At 43.9% G+C, this 15230-nt stretch carries 14 protein-coding genes and 1 other annotated feature; of the genes, 4 read left to right on the top strand and 10 right to left on the bottom strand.

The window, feature by feature from the left end; all coding sequences use genetic code 11:
* Window positions 1-264 precede the first annotated feature (264 nt).
* From M3204_RS05010 to zapA, 5 genes are all read right to left on the bottom strand, one after another.
* Entirely contained in the window at window positions 265-669 is a 405-nt protein-coding gene (locus M3204_RS05010; protein WP_251479195.1) for a DUF350 domain-containing protein, read from the bottom strand.
* Between the two features lie 233 nt (window positions 670-902).
* Complete coding sequence (locus M3204_RS05005; RefSeq protein ID WP_251479193.1) at window positions 903-3257, bottom strand: endonuclease MutS2; 2355 nt, start codon at window positions 3255-3257, stop codon at window positions 903-905.
* 190 nt (window positions 3258-3447) lie between these two features.
* Window positions 3448-5169 (bottom strand): DNA polymerase/3'-5' exonuclease PolX, encoded by a 1722-nt coding sequence (gene polX / locus M3204_RS05000; RefSeq protein WP_251479191.1) that lies wholly within the window; start codon window positions 5167-5169, stop codon window positions 3448-3450.
* 245 nt (window positions 5170-5414) lie between these two features.
* Window positions 5415-5957, bottom strand: a complete 543-nt coding sequence (locus M3204_RS04995; protein WP_251479189.1) for a CvpA family protein — start codon at window positions 5955-5957, stop codon at window positions 5415-5417.
* A gap of 8 nt (window positions 5958-5965) precedes the next feature.
* Complete coding sequence (gene zapA / locus M3204_RS04990; RefSeq protein ID WP_251479898.1) at window positions 5966-6226, bottom strand: cell division protein ZapA; 261 nt, start codon at window positions 6224-6226, stop codon at window positions 5966-5968.
* Window positions 6227-6367: 141 nt separating this feature from the next.
* Here zapA and rnhC point away from each other — a divergent pair, with 141 nt between their 5' ends.
* Window positions 6368-7297 (top strand): ribonuclease HIII, encoded by a 930-nt coding sequence (gene rnhC, locus M3204_RS04985; RefSeq protein WP_251479187.1) that lies wholly within the window; start codon window positions 6368-6370, stop codon window positions 7295-7297.
* 264 nt (window positions 7298-7561) lie between these two features.
* Here rnhC and pheT read toward each other — a convergent pair whose 3' ends face one another.
* The 3 genes from pheT to M3204_RS04970 all read right to left on the bottom strand — a co-directional run bounded on the left by pheT (window position 7562) and on the right by M3204_RS04970 (window position 12161).
* On the bottom strand, window positions 7562-9976 hold the full coding sequence (pheT, locus tag M3204_RS04980) for a phenylalanine--tRNA ligase subunit beta (protein WP_251479185.1): 2415 nt from the start codon (window positions 9974-9976) through the stop codon (window positions 7562-7564).
* A gap of 20 nt (window positions 9977-9996) precedes the next feature.
* On the bottom strand, window positions 9997-11034 hold the full coding sequence (gene pheS, locus M3204_RS04975; RefSeq protein WP_251479183.1) for a phenylalanine--tRNA ligase subunit alpha: 1038 nt from the start codon (window positions 11032-11034) through the stop codon (window positions 9997-9999).
* Between the two features lie 56 nt (window positions 11035-11090).
* Window positions 11091-11335: a binding site (T-box leader), on the bottom strand.
* A 70-nt stretch (window positions 11336-11405) separates the two neighbouring features.
* Entirely contained in the window at window positions 11406-12161 is a 756-nt protein-coding gene (locus tag M3204_RS04970) for a TrmH family RNA methyltransferase (RefSeq protein WP_251479181.1), read from the bottom strand.
* Between the two features lie 124 nt (window positions 12162-12285).
* On the opposite strand from M3204_RS04970, the gene sspI reads away from it, so the two are divergent.
* Both sspI and M3204_RS04960 read left to right on the top strand, forming a co-directional pair.
* Window positions 12286-12501, top strand: coding sequence for a small acid-soluble spore protein SspI (gene sspI / locus M3204_RS04965; protein WP_102263813.1), 216 nt, complete (start codon window positions 12286-12288; stop codon window positions 12499-12501).
* A 101-nt stretch (window positions 12502-12602) separates the two neighbouring features.
* A complete protein-coding gene (locus tag M3204_RS04960; RefSeq protein WP_251479180.1) occupies window positions 12603-12929 on the top strand; it encodes a hypothetical protein in 327 nt (108 codons plus the stop codon).
* A gap of 67 nt (window positions 12930-12996) precedes the next feature.
* Here the strand turns inward: M3204_RS04960 and M3204_RS04955 are convergent, their stop codons facing one another.
* The gene (locus M3204_RS04955; RefSeq protein WP_251479178.1) at window positions 12997-14082 is read right to left on the bottom strand and encodes a M42 family metallopeptidase; all 1086 of its coding nucleotides are present in this window, start codon (window positions 14080-14082) and stop codon (window positions 12997-12999) included.
* A 75-nt stretch (window positions 14083-14157) separates the two neighbouring features.
* Window positions 14158-14649, bottom strand: coding sequence for a dUTP diphosphatase (locus M3204_RS04950; protein WP_251479176.1), 492 nt, complete (start codon window positions 14647-14649; stop codon window positions 14158-14160).
* A 156-nt stretch (window positions 14650-14805) separates the two neighbouring features.
* On the opposite strand from M3204_RS04950, the gene M3204_RS04945 reads away from it, so the two are divergent.
* Window positions 14806-15207 (top strand): sigma-w pathway protein ysdB, encoded by a 402-nt coding sequence (locus M3204_RS04945; protein WP_251479174.1) that lies wholly within the window; start codon window positions 14806-14808, stop codon window positions 15205-15207.
* Window positions 15208-15230 lie beyond the last annotated feature (23 nt).

Here is a 15230-nt window from a genome sequence, read left to right as displayed (position 1 = left end):
TTTTTGAAAATTCTTTGTTATTGTTCATTATAATATAATGGTCATTTTATGACAATTAGAATAGTTTTTTGTAGGCTTTAAGGACTAATTAATAGGGGATCTAAGAATGAAGGCTCATTGCAGCTGGCACTCTATACGAAAAAAAAACCGCCATTGGCGGTTTTTCACGTAAAGAACATCATGTAGACAAAGCCGACTAACAGGAATACTCCACATAGAATCAGCAATATTTTTGCCAGTGTTTCCATCTGATCTATCCTCCTGTTATATTCCTGCACCGATGATATAGGACAGCCCGATGGAGATAATCATGGATATTAGTCCAACAGCACGGTTGTCGTTTTCTATTTCGTTATCGATGTTGAATTTTGGTGTCAGGAATTCAAATATAAAATAGCCAATCAGAAGAAGGACAAATCCGAAGACTCCCCAGCTGACCATTGTTAGCAGTGAATCATGCTGACTGATGGAATGGCGAAAAATATTGGCTACACCGAATATTTTTCCTCCAGTGGCCATTGCAACTGAAAGATTGCCTTTCTTGATTTCATCCCAATTACGGTATTTCGTGACCAATTCGAAAACAGCCAGGAATACGACCATGCAGAGAATCGCTACACTATAATAACCAGCTGTCACCACAAATTCATTTTCCCAGAAATGATTCATATCCAATCTCCCTAAATAATTTAAAAACGAATACTAGACATATTATAAATCCATCAGCAAAGTTTTTAAATTGTATATTTAAAGCTCTTACCTTAAACTTTGTTGCTTTCACAAACCGATACGGGTTTTAATACACATCCCTGTTTAGAAACCTCCTCGAAAAGAGCTCGAAGTCAAGAGGAATCCTTGATGAGTACTTGGCTTGAAAAACAACGATTTATGCGAAAACAGTCTTATTTAAACTCAACAACCGTTACTCCAGTACCACCCTCACCGGCATCGCCGAACCTTATCTTCTTTACTGAACGGTGGTTCCGAAGATACTCCTGGACGCCTTGCCTTAATGCACCCGTTCCTTTTCCGTGTATGATGTTAACGCGGGGATATCCGGCCAATAGGGCATCATCGATGTATTTTTCTACTCTCATTAGTGCATCTTCATAACGCTCTCCCCTGAGGTCAAGCTCCAGGCTTACATGAAAATCCTTGCCTTTTACAGTCGCAATTGGTTTTGTTTCGACTGGCTTTGGAGAATTTATATATTCCAAATCGGATTCTTTCACTTTCATTTTGAGAATGCCGATCTGCACCTGCCACTCTTTCCCAGACACCCGTTCGACGAGGTGGCCTTTTTGGCCGAATGTCAATACCTTGACCTCATCGCCAGGCTTAAACTCATGCTTGCCTGGCTTTGCCTTGCCGCCTTTTCTTACCTGGTTCAGTTCAGGTGCCGCATCACTCAGGCGCTTTTTCGCATCGATTAACTCATGCTCCTTAATCTCAGCTCCTTTTTCAAGACGGAGCTTGCGAAGATCACGGATGATTTCCTCAGCTTCTTCTTTCGCCTTTTCAACAATCGAAGCAGCTTTTACCTTTGCTTTTTCTGCCAGCTCGTCTTTTTTCTCATAATAAGCGGCCATCTGCTTTTGCATATCCTGATGCAGGTATTCTGCATCCTTCAGAAACTGGTGGGCTTCATCTCGGTCTCTTTCTGCCTGCTTCCTGCTCGACTCTAGGGAAGCTATCATGTTTTCAACTTCATTGCTGTCCTCGCTTATATAGGACCTTGCCGTTTCTATGACTGATTCTTTCAGCCCAAGCCTTTTTGAAATCTCGAATGCATTGCTTCGTCCTGGAACACCGATCAATAGCTTGTAGGTAGGACTGAGCGTTTCTACGTCAAATTCGACGCTGGCATTTATGACGCCTTCGCGGTTATATCCATAGGCCTTTAGCTCAGGATAGTGAGTTGTAGCAATCACCCTTGCCCCGCATTTATAAACTTCATCGAGAATTGAAATGGCAAGCGCTGCACCTTCCTGCGGATCCGTTCCCGCTCCAAGTTCATCGAAAAGTACAAGGCTGTTATAGTCCACCTTGTTAAGAATCTCGACGATATTGACCATATGGGATGAAAAAGTACTCAAGCTTTGCTCAATAGATTGTTCATCGCCGATGTCTGCGTAAACAGATTCAAAAACAGCTACTTCTGATCCATCATGCGCCGGGATCTGCAAGCCAGCCTGGGCCATTAGCGTACAAAGGCCAACTGTCTTCAAGGTAACGGTTTTACCACCGGTGTTGGGACCAGTAATGACAATCGTCGTATAATCCTTCCCAAGAGCGATGCTGTTTGGAACTACTTCATCAATCGAAATCAGAGGATGCCTTGCCTGGAAAAGGTTGATGCGTCCCTCATTGTTCACGATTGGTTTCGAGGCCTTGATCTTGCTTCCATAGCGAGCTTTCGCAAACATGAAATCAAGTTCTCCCATGATGACGACGATTTCAAGGAGCTCATCATGGTGGTCAGCAGTCAATGCCGAAAGTTCCGAAAGTATCCTTTCGATTTCCTGCTGTTCTTTTACCCTGATGCTCTGAAGTTCGTTGTTCAACTGGACGACAGATTGCGGTTCGATGAACAGTGTTTGCCCAGAAGAGCTCTGGTCATGGATGATGCCGCCATAATGCGCACGATACTCTTGTTTGACTGGAATGACGAATCTGTCATTCCTGATCGTGATGATCGCATCAGACAACATCTTTGATGCATTTGAGGAGCGAATCATGCTCTCAAGCTTTTCGCGCACCCTTGCTTCTCTCGTTCTAATCTGCTGGCGGAGCGACCTAAGCGTTTCGCTCGCCCCGTCAAGCACTTCGCCGCCCTCATCGATTGCATTTCTAATTGATTCTTCCAAATTAGCCAGCACGATGATTCTTTCCGAATAGCTCAATAAAATCGGTACCTCTGTTAGTTCCTGCAAGTCTTCAATGAATCGCTTCATCTGTCTGCTCGCATGGACAGTACTTGCTACATGGATCAATTCATGCGGGCTCAGCATTCCGCCAATTTGGGCCCTTTTAACATGAGGCCTGATATCATGGATGCCGCCCAAAGGAATGTTCCCCTTGAGCCTGAGCACCTTTGCTGCTTCGTCCGTTTCGTCCTGCAGCCGTGCTACCTCATCAAAGTCAACAGACGGCACTAACGCCAGTGCTTTTTCCCGTCCCAGTGAGGATGATGTATGTTCAATCAGCTGGTTCCTGACCTTATCAAATTCAAGTGTTTTCATGACTCTTTGCTGCACAAAATTTCCTCCTTCTTCTCATTCGAAGGTTCTTTTTAGAAAAGCGCAAGCGCCTTGGTTAGCCCCGACAAGCGCTGGAGGGCCTGACAGTGAAGTCGTTCTTTGACTTCATTGGCAGGACCGAAGCGACTCGAGGGGCTAGGCGCTGGAGTTGGACATTTCTCGAAGTGAAATGTATATTCCTTCTAATTTATTGATTGCGGCCATGCAGGAAATCAAGCAATCCCTTCAGATCCAACGCATTCACAACAGTGGATTCCTTGATCCAGCCTTTTCTTGCCGCAGTAACGCCTATGCCCATATGTTCAAGTGTATCTACCTTATGGGCATCTGTGTTGATCACAATTTTCACGCCCGCATCCTGCGCTTTTCTTAAGTATTCTGATGCTAAATCGAGCCTGTTAGGGTTTGCATTCAGCTCCAGAGCTGTATTCGTATCCTTTGCCAGTTCAATCAGCATCTCCATATCCACCGAATACCCCTCGCGTCTGCCAATCAGCCTTCCGGTCGGGTGGGCAATGATATCGACATGGGCATTCATAAGAGCTGTTTTCAGCCTGTGCATGATTTTTTCAGTCGGCTGTGAAAATGAAGAATGGATTGATGCAATGACCAAGTCCAGCTCAGAGAGCAAATCATCTTCAAAATCCAGGCTGCCATCCGGTAAAATATCCATTTCAATACCCGTAAGAATCGTGAAATCATCGAATTTCTTATTCAATTCCCTCACTTCTTCAATCTGCTTTCGCAACCGTTCTGGCGTCAGCCCGTTCGCTACCTTCAAATACTGCGAATGGTCGGTGATCGCCATATATTTATAACCTCTCGCGATACATTCATTTGCCATCTCTTCAATTGAATGACCGCCGTCACTCCACGTAGAATGCATATGAAGGTCGCCTTTAATCGATTCCAGTGTGATGAGTTTTAATTCTTCTTTAAATAATTCCACTTCCGATCCGTCTTCACGCAGTTCTGGCGGTATGAACGGAAGTTCGAAATACTGGTAAAATTCTTCTTCGGATTTAAACGTTGTAACTTTTCCAGTTTCAACGTTTTCCACTCCATACTCACTGATCTTCTCGCCTTTTTCCTTCGCAAGCTGGCGCATTCTGACATTGTGGTCCTTCGAGCCAGTGAAATGGTGAAGAGCAGTCGCGAATTCTTCAGGATCAACGAGGCGAAAATCGACATTTACATCGTAATCAAGCCCCAGCGTCACGGAAACCTTTGTATCGCCTGCTGCGATGATTTCTTTTATTTTTGGCAGCTTGACCAATTCATCCTTCACTGAAGCCGGGTTTGAAGAAGCAATAATAAAATCGAGATCCTTTATTGTCTCTCTCATCCTTCTCAAGCTTCCTGCCCTGGAAAACTGATCGATATCTTCTATCTTTTGAAGATATGATTCAATTAATTCTGAGACTGGCAGCATATATGCTAATGGCAGCCGTTCCGGCCTTGTCCCAAAGTTTTGAATAGCTGCAAGGATTTTCTCTTCCGTTTTCTTGCCGAAGCCTGCAAGATCACGGATTTTCCCTTCCTTTGCTGCTTCCTCCAAGTCATGGATGCTTTCGACTCCAAGCTCCTTATACAGCTTGGCAATTTTTTTGCCGCCCATACCTGGCAGCTGCAGCAGCGGAATCAATCCACTTGGGACTTCTTCTTGTAATTCTTTTAGCTCGGTTGATTGTCCTGTCTCCATGAATTCAATGATGACTCCAGCTGTCCCTTTGCCAATTCCTTTGAGTTCAGTAGGGTCCCCCATCTCTGACATGCTTCGTTCATCGGCCTCAAGAGCAGCTGCCGCCTTTCTGAATGCCGACACCTTAAATGGGTTTTCTCCTTTTAGTTCCATATATATAGCAATTGTTTCAAGCAATTGTACGATATCTTTTTTATTTACAGACATAATGCCCACCTGCCTTTTAAGATCTTTCCAGCATACTTGCCTGGAATATTAGTCATTGTTATCTATTTTATAGAAAACAAGCGCCACTGTGAAATTAAATGAAGTTATATATGCTGAGCCTCGAGCTCTTTTCGAGAAATGCCGGTACATAGAAAGTATTGGTAACTGCAAACTTTTGAGTGTGAAGGCAACTATGTTTACGAAAAGAGCCTTTATAAAAGAAAAACTTCTCCGCAACAGAGAAGTTATGCAGCCATATATTCAATCCATAGTTGTTTAATTTGCTGGGAAAAAACAGGTGTATTTTTTATGATATTTTCGGCAAGAATTGAATCGTTCAGAGGTCCCTGGATTGCCTGGATTGGCAGTAATGCTGCTATGTACAGAACGATGAACAAAACAAGGTAAACTTCAACAAATCCTAACAATCCGCCAGCCCAAACGTTCAACTGGTGCAGTATTGGCAGGTTTGCCACAAAATCCAGCATCGACCCGATAATCTGGAGCAAAATTTTCACAGCGAAGAAAATCGCCGCAAACGCGATTGCCCGGTAATAAGCACCTTCTAGATTGGCATTTTCAAATAGCAAGTTTAATGTAGCATTGCTGCCAAGGTTAGGATAAGGTATCCACAATGTCAGCTTTGGTGCCAGCTGGTCATAGTATATGTATGCAACAATGAAGGCGGCGATAAATCCGGCTAAATGAATGGATTGCAGGATGAACCCCCTCTTCAGCCCCACGATAAAGCCAATAAGCAAAATAGCTAAAACTGCAAGATCAAGCATGAATAAGTTCAGTCCTTTAACCTTTTAATTTCCGCTTCGAGCGATTCAACACGATCTTTCATTTTTATGTAATCATTAACGGCATTTACAGCAGTTAATACAGCTAACTTACTAGTATCAAGTGAAGGATTCGCTGAGCCGATTTCTCGCATTTTATCGTCTACCATCGAGGCAATGAGCCGGATATGGCTTGTGCTTTCTGAGCCGACTATGACATATTGCTGTCCAAATATATCTACAGTCGAACGATTTTTTTTTATGTCTGACAACATTTATGCCCCCATTCGTAAGAATCCTATTTTATACTATAACATGAACGCAAATCACTGGGAAGTATTTGCCTGTCAGATGCATATGTTTTTTGGAAGATAATGTCTAACTTTGAAATGTAAAACAGGGAGTGTAATGCAATGGGAAATAGTGTCCTCCAGAAAAGTCCGGAAGAAATCAAAAAAATGAAAGAATATTATAGCAAGTTCCTTATTGACAAGCTTCCGCCGGGCAGCGTTTTTGCTGCAAAAACACCTTCCTGTGCGATAACTGCCTATAAATCAGGAAAAGTATTGTTTCAGGGAAAAGACGGGGAAACTGAGGCAGCAAAATGGGGAACTGCAGCTGCGCCTGCCAGTAAAAAAACCGCTGCACCTTCCATAGCATCACATTTACCGCGTAATATTGGGGAAATCTCCATCATCGGTTCTGATGAGGTCGGAACAGGCGACTTCTTTGGCCCAATAACCGTCGTCGCAGCCTACGTAAGGCGGCAGGATATTCCGGTCCTGAAAGAGCTTGGTGTGCAGGATTCAAAAAATCTAAAAGATGATAAAATCACTGAAATCGCAAAACAGCTAGTAACCTTTGTTCCACACAGTCTGCTAACATTACATAATGAAAAATACAACCAAATGCAGATGAAAGGAATGTCGCAGGGAAAAATGAAAGCCCTGCTCCATAACCAGGCAATCAATCATGTTCTTGAAAAAATCGCTCCCGAAAAGCCTGAGGCCATCCTGATCGACCAATTTGCCAAAGAAGAAATCTATTACGCCCACTTAAGAGGCCAGAAAAATATCATGCGAGAGAATGTGTTGTTCAGCACCAAGGCTGAGGGAATCCATCTCGGTGTAGCGGCAGCATCGATGATTGCACGCTATGCATTTGTCCGCCACTTTGAAAATCTCAGCAAGCGCGCCGGCTTCACGATTCCGAAAGGTGCTGGGGCTGCAGTAGACAAGGCTGCTGCAAGACTGATCCAGGAAAAGGGCATTGAGGTGCTGCCTGAGTTCGTTAAGCTTCATTTTGCCAATACGGAGAAAGCTAAGAAGATTGCGAGGGTATAAGTCATAAACCTGGATACAAACGAGTGCTTTTCTGAGTTGCGGGATTTCGACAAGAATTCGCGGAATAACGGGGAGTTCCCGCGGGATTTCGACAAGAACTTGCGGGATTTCGACAAAATTTCGCGGAATACTAGGAAGCTTTAGCAGGATTAACCCAGATATTCGCGAGGGATACTCGGTTGTTTTCGCGGAAAAAGTATCATGCTTATACGATTCAGCTAATATCATATTAAAAAGGCAGCCCGCGGGCTGCCTTTTTCCTGTTTATCCTCGTAAAACGGCTCCAGCCTGTTCTTCAAGGGCTTTAAGCACTTTAGTATGGGCTTTTGCAATATCTTCATCCGTCAATGTCTTTTCAGGGTCGAAGTATTTTAATGAGAAAGCAAGGGATTTCTTTCCTTGTTCCATTTTTTCACCTTCGTACAGGTCAAATACCTGTACTTCTTTTAACAGCGTTCCTCCAGCTTCGGTAATGACCTTTTTAAGGTCGCCAGCAGCAGCTTCTTTCTCAACAACAAGGGCGATATCCCTTGTGATCGACGGGAAGCGCGGAATTGCTGTGTATTGAAGAGGTGCCGTTTCAGCTTCCAATAAAGCCTTTAGCGACAGCTCGAATACATAAGTCTCTTTCAAATCGAGCGCTTTTTGCATAGTTGGATGAACCTGGCCAATGAAGCCGATCACATTCCCATTCAGCAAAATTTCAGCTGTGCGTCCTGGATGCATTCCTTCCATCACTGCCTTCTGGAATCCGAGCTGGTTATCGAGGCCAAGCTTAGCGACAAGTCCTTCAACGATACCTTTTAGGACGAAGAAATCAACCGGCTTCTTTTCTCCCTGCCAAGGGTGGCTTTCCCAAAGACCAGTAACCGCTGCAGCAAGGTGCTCGCGCTCTTCTGGCAGATCGTCATTGCTGTTCTTAAGGAATACTGCTCCAGTTTCATAGACAGCAGCGCTATCGTTCTGGCGGGCAATGTTATACTTCAGCACCTCAAGCAGCTGAGGCACAATGCTCAAGCGCAAAATGCTGCGGTCTTCGCTCATCGGCATTGCCAGTTCAACAGGTTCTCGCTGATCCAAAGCATATTGAGCAGCTTTTTCAGCACTTGTTAGTGAGTAAGTCACTGCCTGATACAGGCCGGCACCTTCCATGAAACGGCGGACAACACGGCGTTTTTTCTGATATTCAGAAAGATGGCCAGGTGTTGAAGCGCCAATCGGAAGAGTTGTCGGGAGGTTATCGTAGCCAAACAGGCGGCCGACTTCTTCAATCAAATCTTCTTCGATTGTAATGTCCCCGCGGCGAGTTGGCACTGTTACTGTAATTGTATTGTTATCCACAGATGTTTCGAACTTAAGGCGGGCAAAAATGTCTTCGACCTGCTTCATTTCAAGATCTGTTCCCAATACTTTATTGATTTTTTCGAGTGTTGTTGAAACAACAGCTGGTTTGACTTCAAGTGAATCTGCCTCGACAACGCCGCCAAGAAGTTCGCCGCCAGCTAGCTGAATCATCAATTCAGCCGCACGTTCAGCAGCAGGGCGCACTCTCTCAGGATCAACACCCTTTTCGTAGCGTGAGCTTGCTTCACTTCTTAAACCATGGTCTTTTGATGCCTTGCGGATGGCTCCGCCTGTAAAATAAGCCGATTCAAGCAATACTGTTGTAGTATCGCTTCCTACTTCAGAGTTCGCTCCGCCCATAACACCCGCAAGCGCTACTGGCTCAGTTCCGTTTGTAATCACAAGGTGCTCTGAAGACAATGTTCGTTTTGCATCATCAAGCGTTTCAATCACTTCTCCATCCTTCGCACGGCGTACAAGGATTTCTTTCGATCCCAGTTTATCGTAATCGAATGCGTGAAGTGGCTGGCCATACTCCAATAAAATATAGTTCGTGATATCCACGACATTATTATGCGGGCGGATACCTGCAGCCATCAGCCTTGTTTGCAGCCAGACCGGTGATGGGCCAACCTTCACATTTTTGATGACTTTCGCCACGTAGAGAGGATTATCTTCTTTTGCTTCAACTGTTACGTTAATATAGTCATTTGCTTGTTCAGAAGAAGTTTCCGGCTGCGGATTAGGAAGTTTAATGTCCTTGCCAAGAATCGCTCCTACCTCGTACGCAACACCAAGCATACTCATGGCATCTGCGCGGTTTGGCGTCAGACCTAGCTCAAGGATTTCGTCATCCCTGTTTAAAGCTACCAAAGCGTCCTGGCCGATTTCCGTGTCTGGAGTGAAATTGTAAATTCCCTCAGCATACTCTTTAGGCGCGAGTTTGCCTTCGATGCCAAGCTCCTGCAGCGAGCAAATCATCCCATGGGATTCTTCGCCGCGAAGCTTTGCCTTTTTGATTTTGAAGTTGCCAGGAAGAACAGCTCCAACCGTCGCAACCGCAACCTTTTGGCCTTTGCCGACATTCGCTGCACCGCAAATGATCTGAACCGTTTCACCGTTGCCTAGGTCAACAAGTGTTTTGTTCAGTTTTTCCGCATTAGGATGCTTTTCACACTCAAGCACATGGCCAACCATTATTCCGCTCATGCCCTCGTTTAACTTTTCTACCCCTTCAACCTCTATGCCGCTCTTGGTGATTTTTTCAGCAAGCTCTTCCGCTGATACACCTGATAAATCAATATAATCCTGAAGCCATTTATATGATACCAACATGGTTAAATCCTCCTATTCCTTTATTCTTCGACTGAAAATTGCTTCAAGAAGCGGACATCGTTTGTGTAGAAATGACGGATGTCGTCGACTCCATACTTAAGCATCGCGATCCGCTCTGGACCCATACCGAATGCAAAGCCTGTATATTTCTTTGAATCATAGCCCGCCATTTCAAGTACATTCGGATGAACCATTCCAGCTCCAAGAATCTCGATCCAGCCAGTTCCTTTACAAACGCTGCAGCCTGATCCTCCGCAGATTTTACAAGAAATGTCCATCTCTACTGATGGCTCTGTGAATGGGAAGAAGCTAGGGCGCAGACGGATTTCACGGTCTTCACCGAACATTTTCTTAGCAAATACTTGAAGCGTGCCTTTCAGGTCGCTCATTCTGACATTCTCATCGACTACAAGCCCTTCAATTTGCATGAACTGATGCGAATGAGTCGCATCATCGTTATCGCGGCGGTATACCTTGCCCGGGCAGATGATTCTTACAGGACCCTTCCCCTGGTGCTTCTCCATTGTCCTTGCCTGGACCGGGGAAGTGTGCGTGCGCATCAGGATTTCCTCAGTAATATAGAAGGAATCCTGCATATCGCGGGCAGGGTGTCCCTTCGGAAGATTCAATGCTTCAAAGTTATAATAATCCTTCTCGACTTCCGGGCCTTCTTCTACTGTGTAGCCCATGCCGATGAAAAGATCTTCGATTTCTTCAATGATGCTTGTAAGCGGATGATGACTGCCTGTTTTGACAGGTCTTCCAGGAAGCGTCACGTCGATTTGTTCAGCTGCCAATTGCTTCTGTACTGCTGCTTCCTCAAGCTCCTGCTGCTTCACTTCAATTTGCCCAGAGATAGCGTCACGGACCTCATTGGCAAGTGCGCCCATCATTGGCCTTTCTTCAGCAGATAACTTGCCCATTCCTTTTAATACTTCTGTGATTGGACCTTTTTTTCCTAGATAGGAAACGCGAATGTCATTCAATTCTTTAAGGTCAGCTGCTGCAGCGACTTTTTCAAGTGCCTCAGCCTGCAGTTCTTTTAAACGATCCTGCATTGGTAAATCCTCCTTCAAATTCTTCTTTTTTAAACACAAAAAGACCTCATCCCGGATAAAGGGACGAGGTCTTGGTTTTCGCGGTACCACCCTTTTTAACAGGCAATACAATATGTATTACATGTTCGCTTCATTGAGATAACGGCTTTGTGCCGATGCATCTTTACGCTTATAAAAGCGGTCCCGATGCCAACTCGGGAGGTGAACTTCGCTTGCCTGTTCCATAAAAATGCTTCCAGTCACCGGCATTTTCTTCCTGGATGGCCATCTTCAAGCTACTTTTCTCCGTCAGTGTTTTTAAAATATTAATTTTGGTGTTTATTATAGTATATTCTTTGCGCAGTATCAAATGGTTTTAAGAAAAATTGCGCCTATTTAGCGGTTTTCAAATAATATAGCAGGATACCTGCCGCTACTGCGACGTTCAGTGATTCACTGTTTCCGTAAATCGGAATATAAAGATTCTGCGTCGTTTTTGCCAGCAGCTCTTTGTTTACGCCGCTTCCTTCATTTCCTACGAGCAGGGCGAATGATTCAGCAGCTGCTGCCTCTGTAAAAACAGCTCCGTTTTCAAGAGCCGTTCCATAGACTGGGATATTTTCTGCGACTAGCTTGTCAATCCACTCTGTTAGATCACCACTTAGTACTGGCAAATGGAAATGGCTTCCCTGCGCTGAACGAAGCACCTTAGGATTATAAATGTCAACACTGCCCTTTCCGACAATGACAGCATCTAATCCTGCTGCGTCGGCAGTTCTTATCATCGTCCCAAGGTTTCCGGGATCCTGGACAGAGTCGATCAGCAAATATGTTTTCCCGCTTGTAATGGACTGCTTGGGCTGGCTGCAAACCGCAAAAATGCCCTGGGTCGTTTCAGTATCAGCAAGCTGCCTGCTGATTTCGTCCGTCACAACAGTAACAGGAATCGAGCCGTAGTCCCAGCCTGGCGGCATTTCTGTTTTTTCACTTAAAATGATTTCTTCCACATCTTCTTTCATCACAAGGGCTTCTTCTACCAAATGGAACCCTTCAACGAGATATGTACCTGACTTATCTCGCTCTTTGCGCGTCAATAATTTTTTCCACTGTTTAACTTGGGGATTTTTATCAGATTGAATATACTTCAACTCTGGCTCTCCTTTAATATGGCTTGTTCAATTTTACTATTATAGCTCAAAATGAATACATAATAAAACCAAAAATGCTAAACCTATAACCAGTAATGGAAATTTGAAAGGAGTTTGAGCAAGGATGAACCTAAACCTTAGAAATGCTGTCATTACAAATGTCGCTGGAAATTCACAGGATGAGTTGAAGGATACTATTGTAGATGCCATCCAAAATGGCGAGGAAAAAATGCTTCCAGGTCTTGGAGTTTTGTTTGAAGTGATCTGGCAGAACGCATCTGCTGAAGAACAGCAGGAAATGCTCAACGCATTGGAAGAAGGATTGAAAGGAAAGCAATAAAATTGGAAGGACTCCTTCATTTTGAGGAGTTCTTTTTTTAGGTTTCTAGGGTAGGATGCAGCGAAACGGCAAGCTCCTTTTTCCAACAGATGGAAAAAGTAGTGATGAGGCTCTATTTCGTAGTGATCAAGGAACATTTCGTAGTGATAAGTCACTTTTTCGTAGTGATCATGGATCATTTCGTAGTGATAAGCCACTTTTTCGTAGTGATCATGGGTCATTTCGTTGTGATAAGCCACTTTTTCGCAGTGATCATGGATCATTTCGTTGTGATAAGCCACTTTTTCGTAGTGATCATGGATCATTTCGTTGTGATAAGCCACTTTTTCGCAGTGATCATGGATCATTTCGTAGTGCTTGTGACTTTTTCCGGAGTGACTCATATTTATATGGTAGTGATTGTGGTCGAATACGCAGTGATTATATAAAGATTAACAAAAAATGTCCAGGAAACCAGTACTCAAACTGATTTTCTGGACAACCCTATCTTAAATCTTATTCAAAAGTAATCTTTTCAACTGTTTCTTTATCAAGACGCTTGATGACTTCAACGATCAGTTTCACTGCATTTTCATAGTCATCACGGTGAAGCATCGCTGCGTGTGAATGGATATAGCGAGTTGCAATGGTGATTGACAAAGCCGGCACTCCACGATGTGTCAAATGGATGGCACCTGAATCTGTTCCGCCACCCGCAACAGCGTCGAACTGGTATGGGATGTTCAACTCGTCAGCTAAATCGGTAACAAAGTCACGAAGCCCTTTATGCGAAACCATTGAAGCATCATAAATGATGATTTGTGGCCCATCGCCCATTTTGCTTAACGCTTCTTTTTCCGTAACTCCAGGAGTGTCGCCGGCAATACCGACGTCTACACCGAAAGCAATGTCAGGCTGAATCATTTGAGCAGAAGTCCTTGCACCTCGAAGACCAACCTCTTCCTGTACTGTTCCAACACCGTACACAACGTTTGGATGTTCTGCATCTTTAAGCCCCTTAAGGACATCGATTGCAATTGCACAGCCGATGCGGTTATCCCACGCTTTAGCCAGAAGCATTTTTTCATTGTTCATGACTGTGAATTCGAAGTAAGGTACGACCATGTCGCCAGGAGTGACTCCCCATTCCTTCGCTTCGTCACGGCTTGATGCACCGATATCAATGAACATATCCTTGATATCAACAGGCTTTTTGCGCGCTTCCGCAGAAAGGATGTGAGGCGGCTTTGAACCGATTACCCCAGTGATTTCCCCTTTGCGTGTAACGATTGTCACGCGTTGTGCAAGCATGACCTGTGACCACCAGCCTCCAACCGTCTGGAAGCGGATGAATCCTTTGTCATCGATGCTTGTTACCATGAACCCTACTTCGTCAAGATGGCCTGCGACCATAATTTTTGGTCCATTTGCATCTCCGACCTTCTTTGCAACCAAGCTGCCAAGGCCATCAGTAGTCACTTCATCAGCAAATGGAGTTATGTATTTTTTCATTACTTCCCTTGGCTCACGCTCATTGCCGGGAATACCTTTGGCATCGGTCAAATCCTTTAACATTGTGAGTGTTTCATCTAATTTAGCCATTATTTCGACTCCCTTAATATGTAGTTTCGAATCCTATTATACTAGACATGCAGTTTATTGTACAAAAAATTCTGCCTAATATCCTTCACGCTGCCTATCATAATTTACTTCATTTTTCGCAATATATGCCTGTTCAATTTGTCCAGCTGATAACCCGAGCAATTCAGCCAATTTCATATAGCTTTCGAACAACAAGATAAAATCATTTTCCGTGCGGCTTTTCCTGAACCGATGCACAGATTCGTACACTTCAAGGAACTGGCTGCTGGTATTTTTTTCTGCACTAGTTCCTGATGTTATTGAACTGAGACTATCATAACCACACTCAATTCCAAGCGACAGGATAAAGTGGACCCCGTCGACAAACTCCTCTAAAATAACCTGTGCTTCAGAGGAAGGTTTCAAGCTCCAGAACTTGAAGCATCTTGTCTCATTCGCAAGCTCGCCGATTTCCACCAGCAGCGCCAGGACCTTTCTGTCAAATAAGTCCTCATTCTCCAGCCTGTGTTGTGACTCAATATGGCTGTCCAGTTCTTTTTGCATATTAAAAAGCTTTTTAGTATTCATTTCTTAACTCCATCTGTTAAAATTTTTATCCGTAAACCAATCCCAGAGTATAAATTTACGAAATCAGTTAAAAAAAGTATAAATCAAATAGAAATTTGATGAAACTATTTAGAATCTCATTCGTAAATAAGGAAAGTGAGTATTGGAGGGGCAGTCATGATCCTGCTTTTACGTTTTATCATATTGCTTTTATTTATTTTTCTAATATACAGCGCTGTGAAATATTTATTCCATCCAAAAAGAAAATTGGAGCTCGCGCATGAGCAAAAACGATTGTTCTTCCTTGATGACCCAGATAATGTGCGGAAGAATTTCTTATTGACTTATAAGGGCGTTTTATTTGAAGGGGAAAAATATTTGGGTACCACTCAATCTGCTTTCGAAGTCGTATCGATTTTCATCTGGCCAAAAAAGACGGCTGAATTAAAGGGGCTTGTTCTTGAGGATTTCCAGTTCATCGAACGAAAAGTGCGTGAGAGCTACCCTGTAGCTAAAATCGATTGGAAAAGTCCGATCAAAGAATTCATGGCGAACCATGATCAGGATGATGAATCATAGTCGTGCAAAAGTACAGACCAGAT

Origin of the sequence: Mesobacillus subterraneus (genome assembly GCF_023715485.1) — a bacterium.
GTDB classification, from domain to species: Bacteria; Bacillota; Bacilli; order Bacillales; family Cytobacillaceae; genus Mesobacillus; species Mesobacillus subterraneus_B.
Note: the sequence above shows the minus strand (reverse complement) of the source record. Positions and strands in the feature narration are given on the sequence as shown.

Bases quoted from the DNA above. Each gene is read 5' to 3' on its own strand.
- M3204_RS05010 (WP_251479195.1), bottom strand. From the start codon at position 669: ATGAATCATTTCTGGGAAAATGAATTTGTGGTGACAGCTGGTTATTAT.
- polX (WP_251479191.1), bottom strand. From the start codon at position 5,169: ATGTCTGTAAATAAAAAAGATATCGTACAATTGCTTGAAACAATTGCT.
- M3204_RS04995 (WP_251479189.1), bottom strand. From the start codon at position 5,957: ATGCTTGATCTTGCAGTTTTAGCTATTTTGCTTATTGGCTTTATCGTG.
- rnhC (WP_251479187.1), top strand. From the start codon at position 6,368: ATGGGAAATAGTGTCCTCCAGAAAAGTCCGGAAGAAATCAAAAAAATG.
- pheT (WP_251479185.1), bottom strand. From the start codon at position 9,976: ATGTTGGTATCATATAAATGGCTTCAGGATTATATTGATTTATCAGGT.
- pheS (WP_251479183.1), bottom strand. From the start codon at position 11,034: ATGCAGGATCGTTTAAAAGAACTGCAGGCTGAGGCACTTGAAAAAGTC.
- sspI (WP_102263813.1), top strand. From the start codon at position 12,286: ATGAACCTAAACCTTAGAAATGCTGTCATTACAAATGTCGCTGGAAAT.
- M3204_RS04955 (WP_251479178.1), bottom strand. From the start codon at position 14,082: ATGGCTAAATTAGATGAAACACTCACAATGTTAAAGGATTTGACCGAT.
- M3204_RS04950 (WP_251479176.1), bottom strand. From the start codon at position 14,649: ATGAATACTAAAAAGCTTTTTAATATGCAAAAAGAACTGGACAGCCAT.
- M3204_RS04945 (WP_251479174.1), top strand. From the start codon at position 14,806: ATGATCCTGCTTTTACGTTTTATCATATTGCTTTTATTTATTTTTCTA.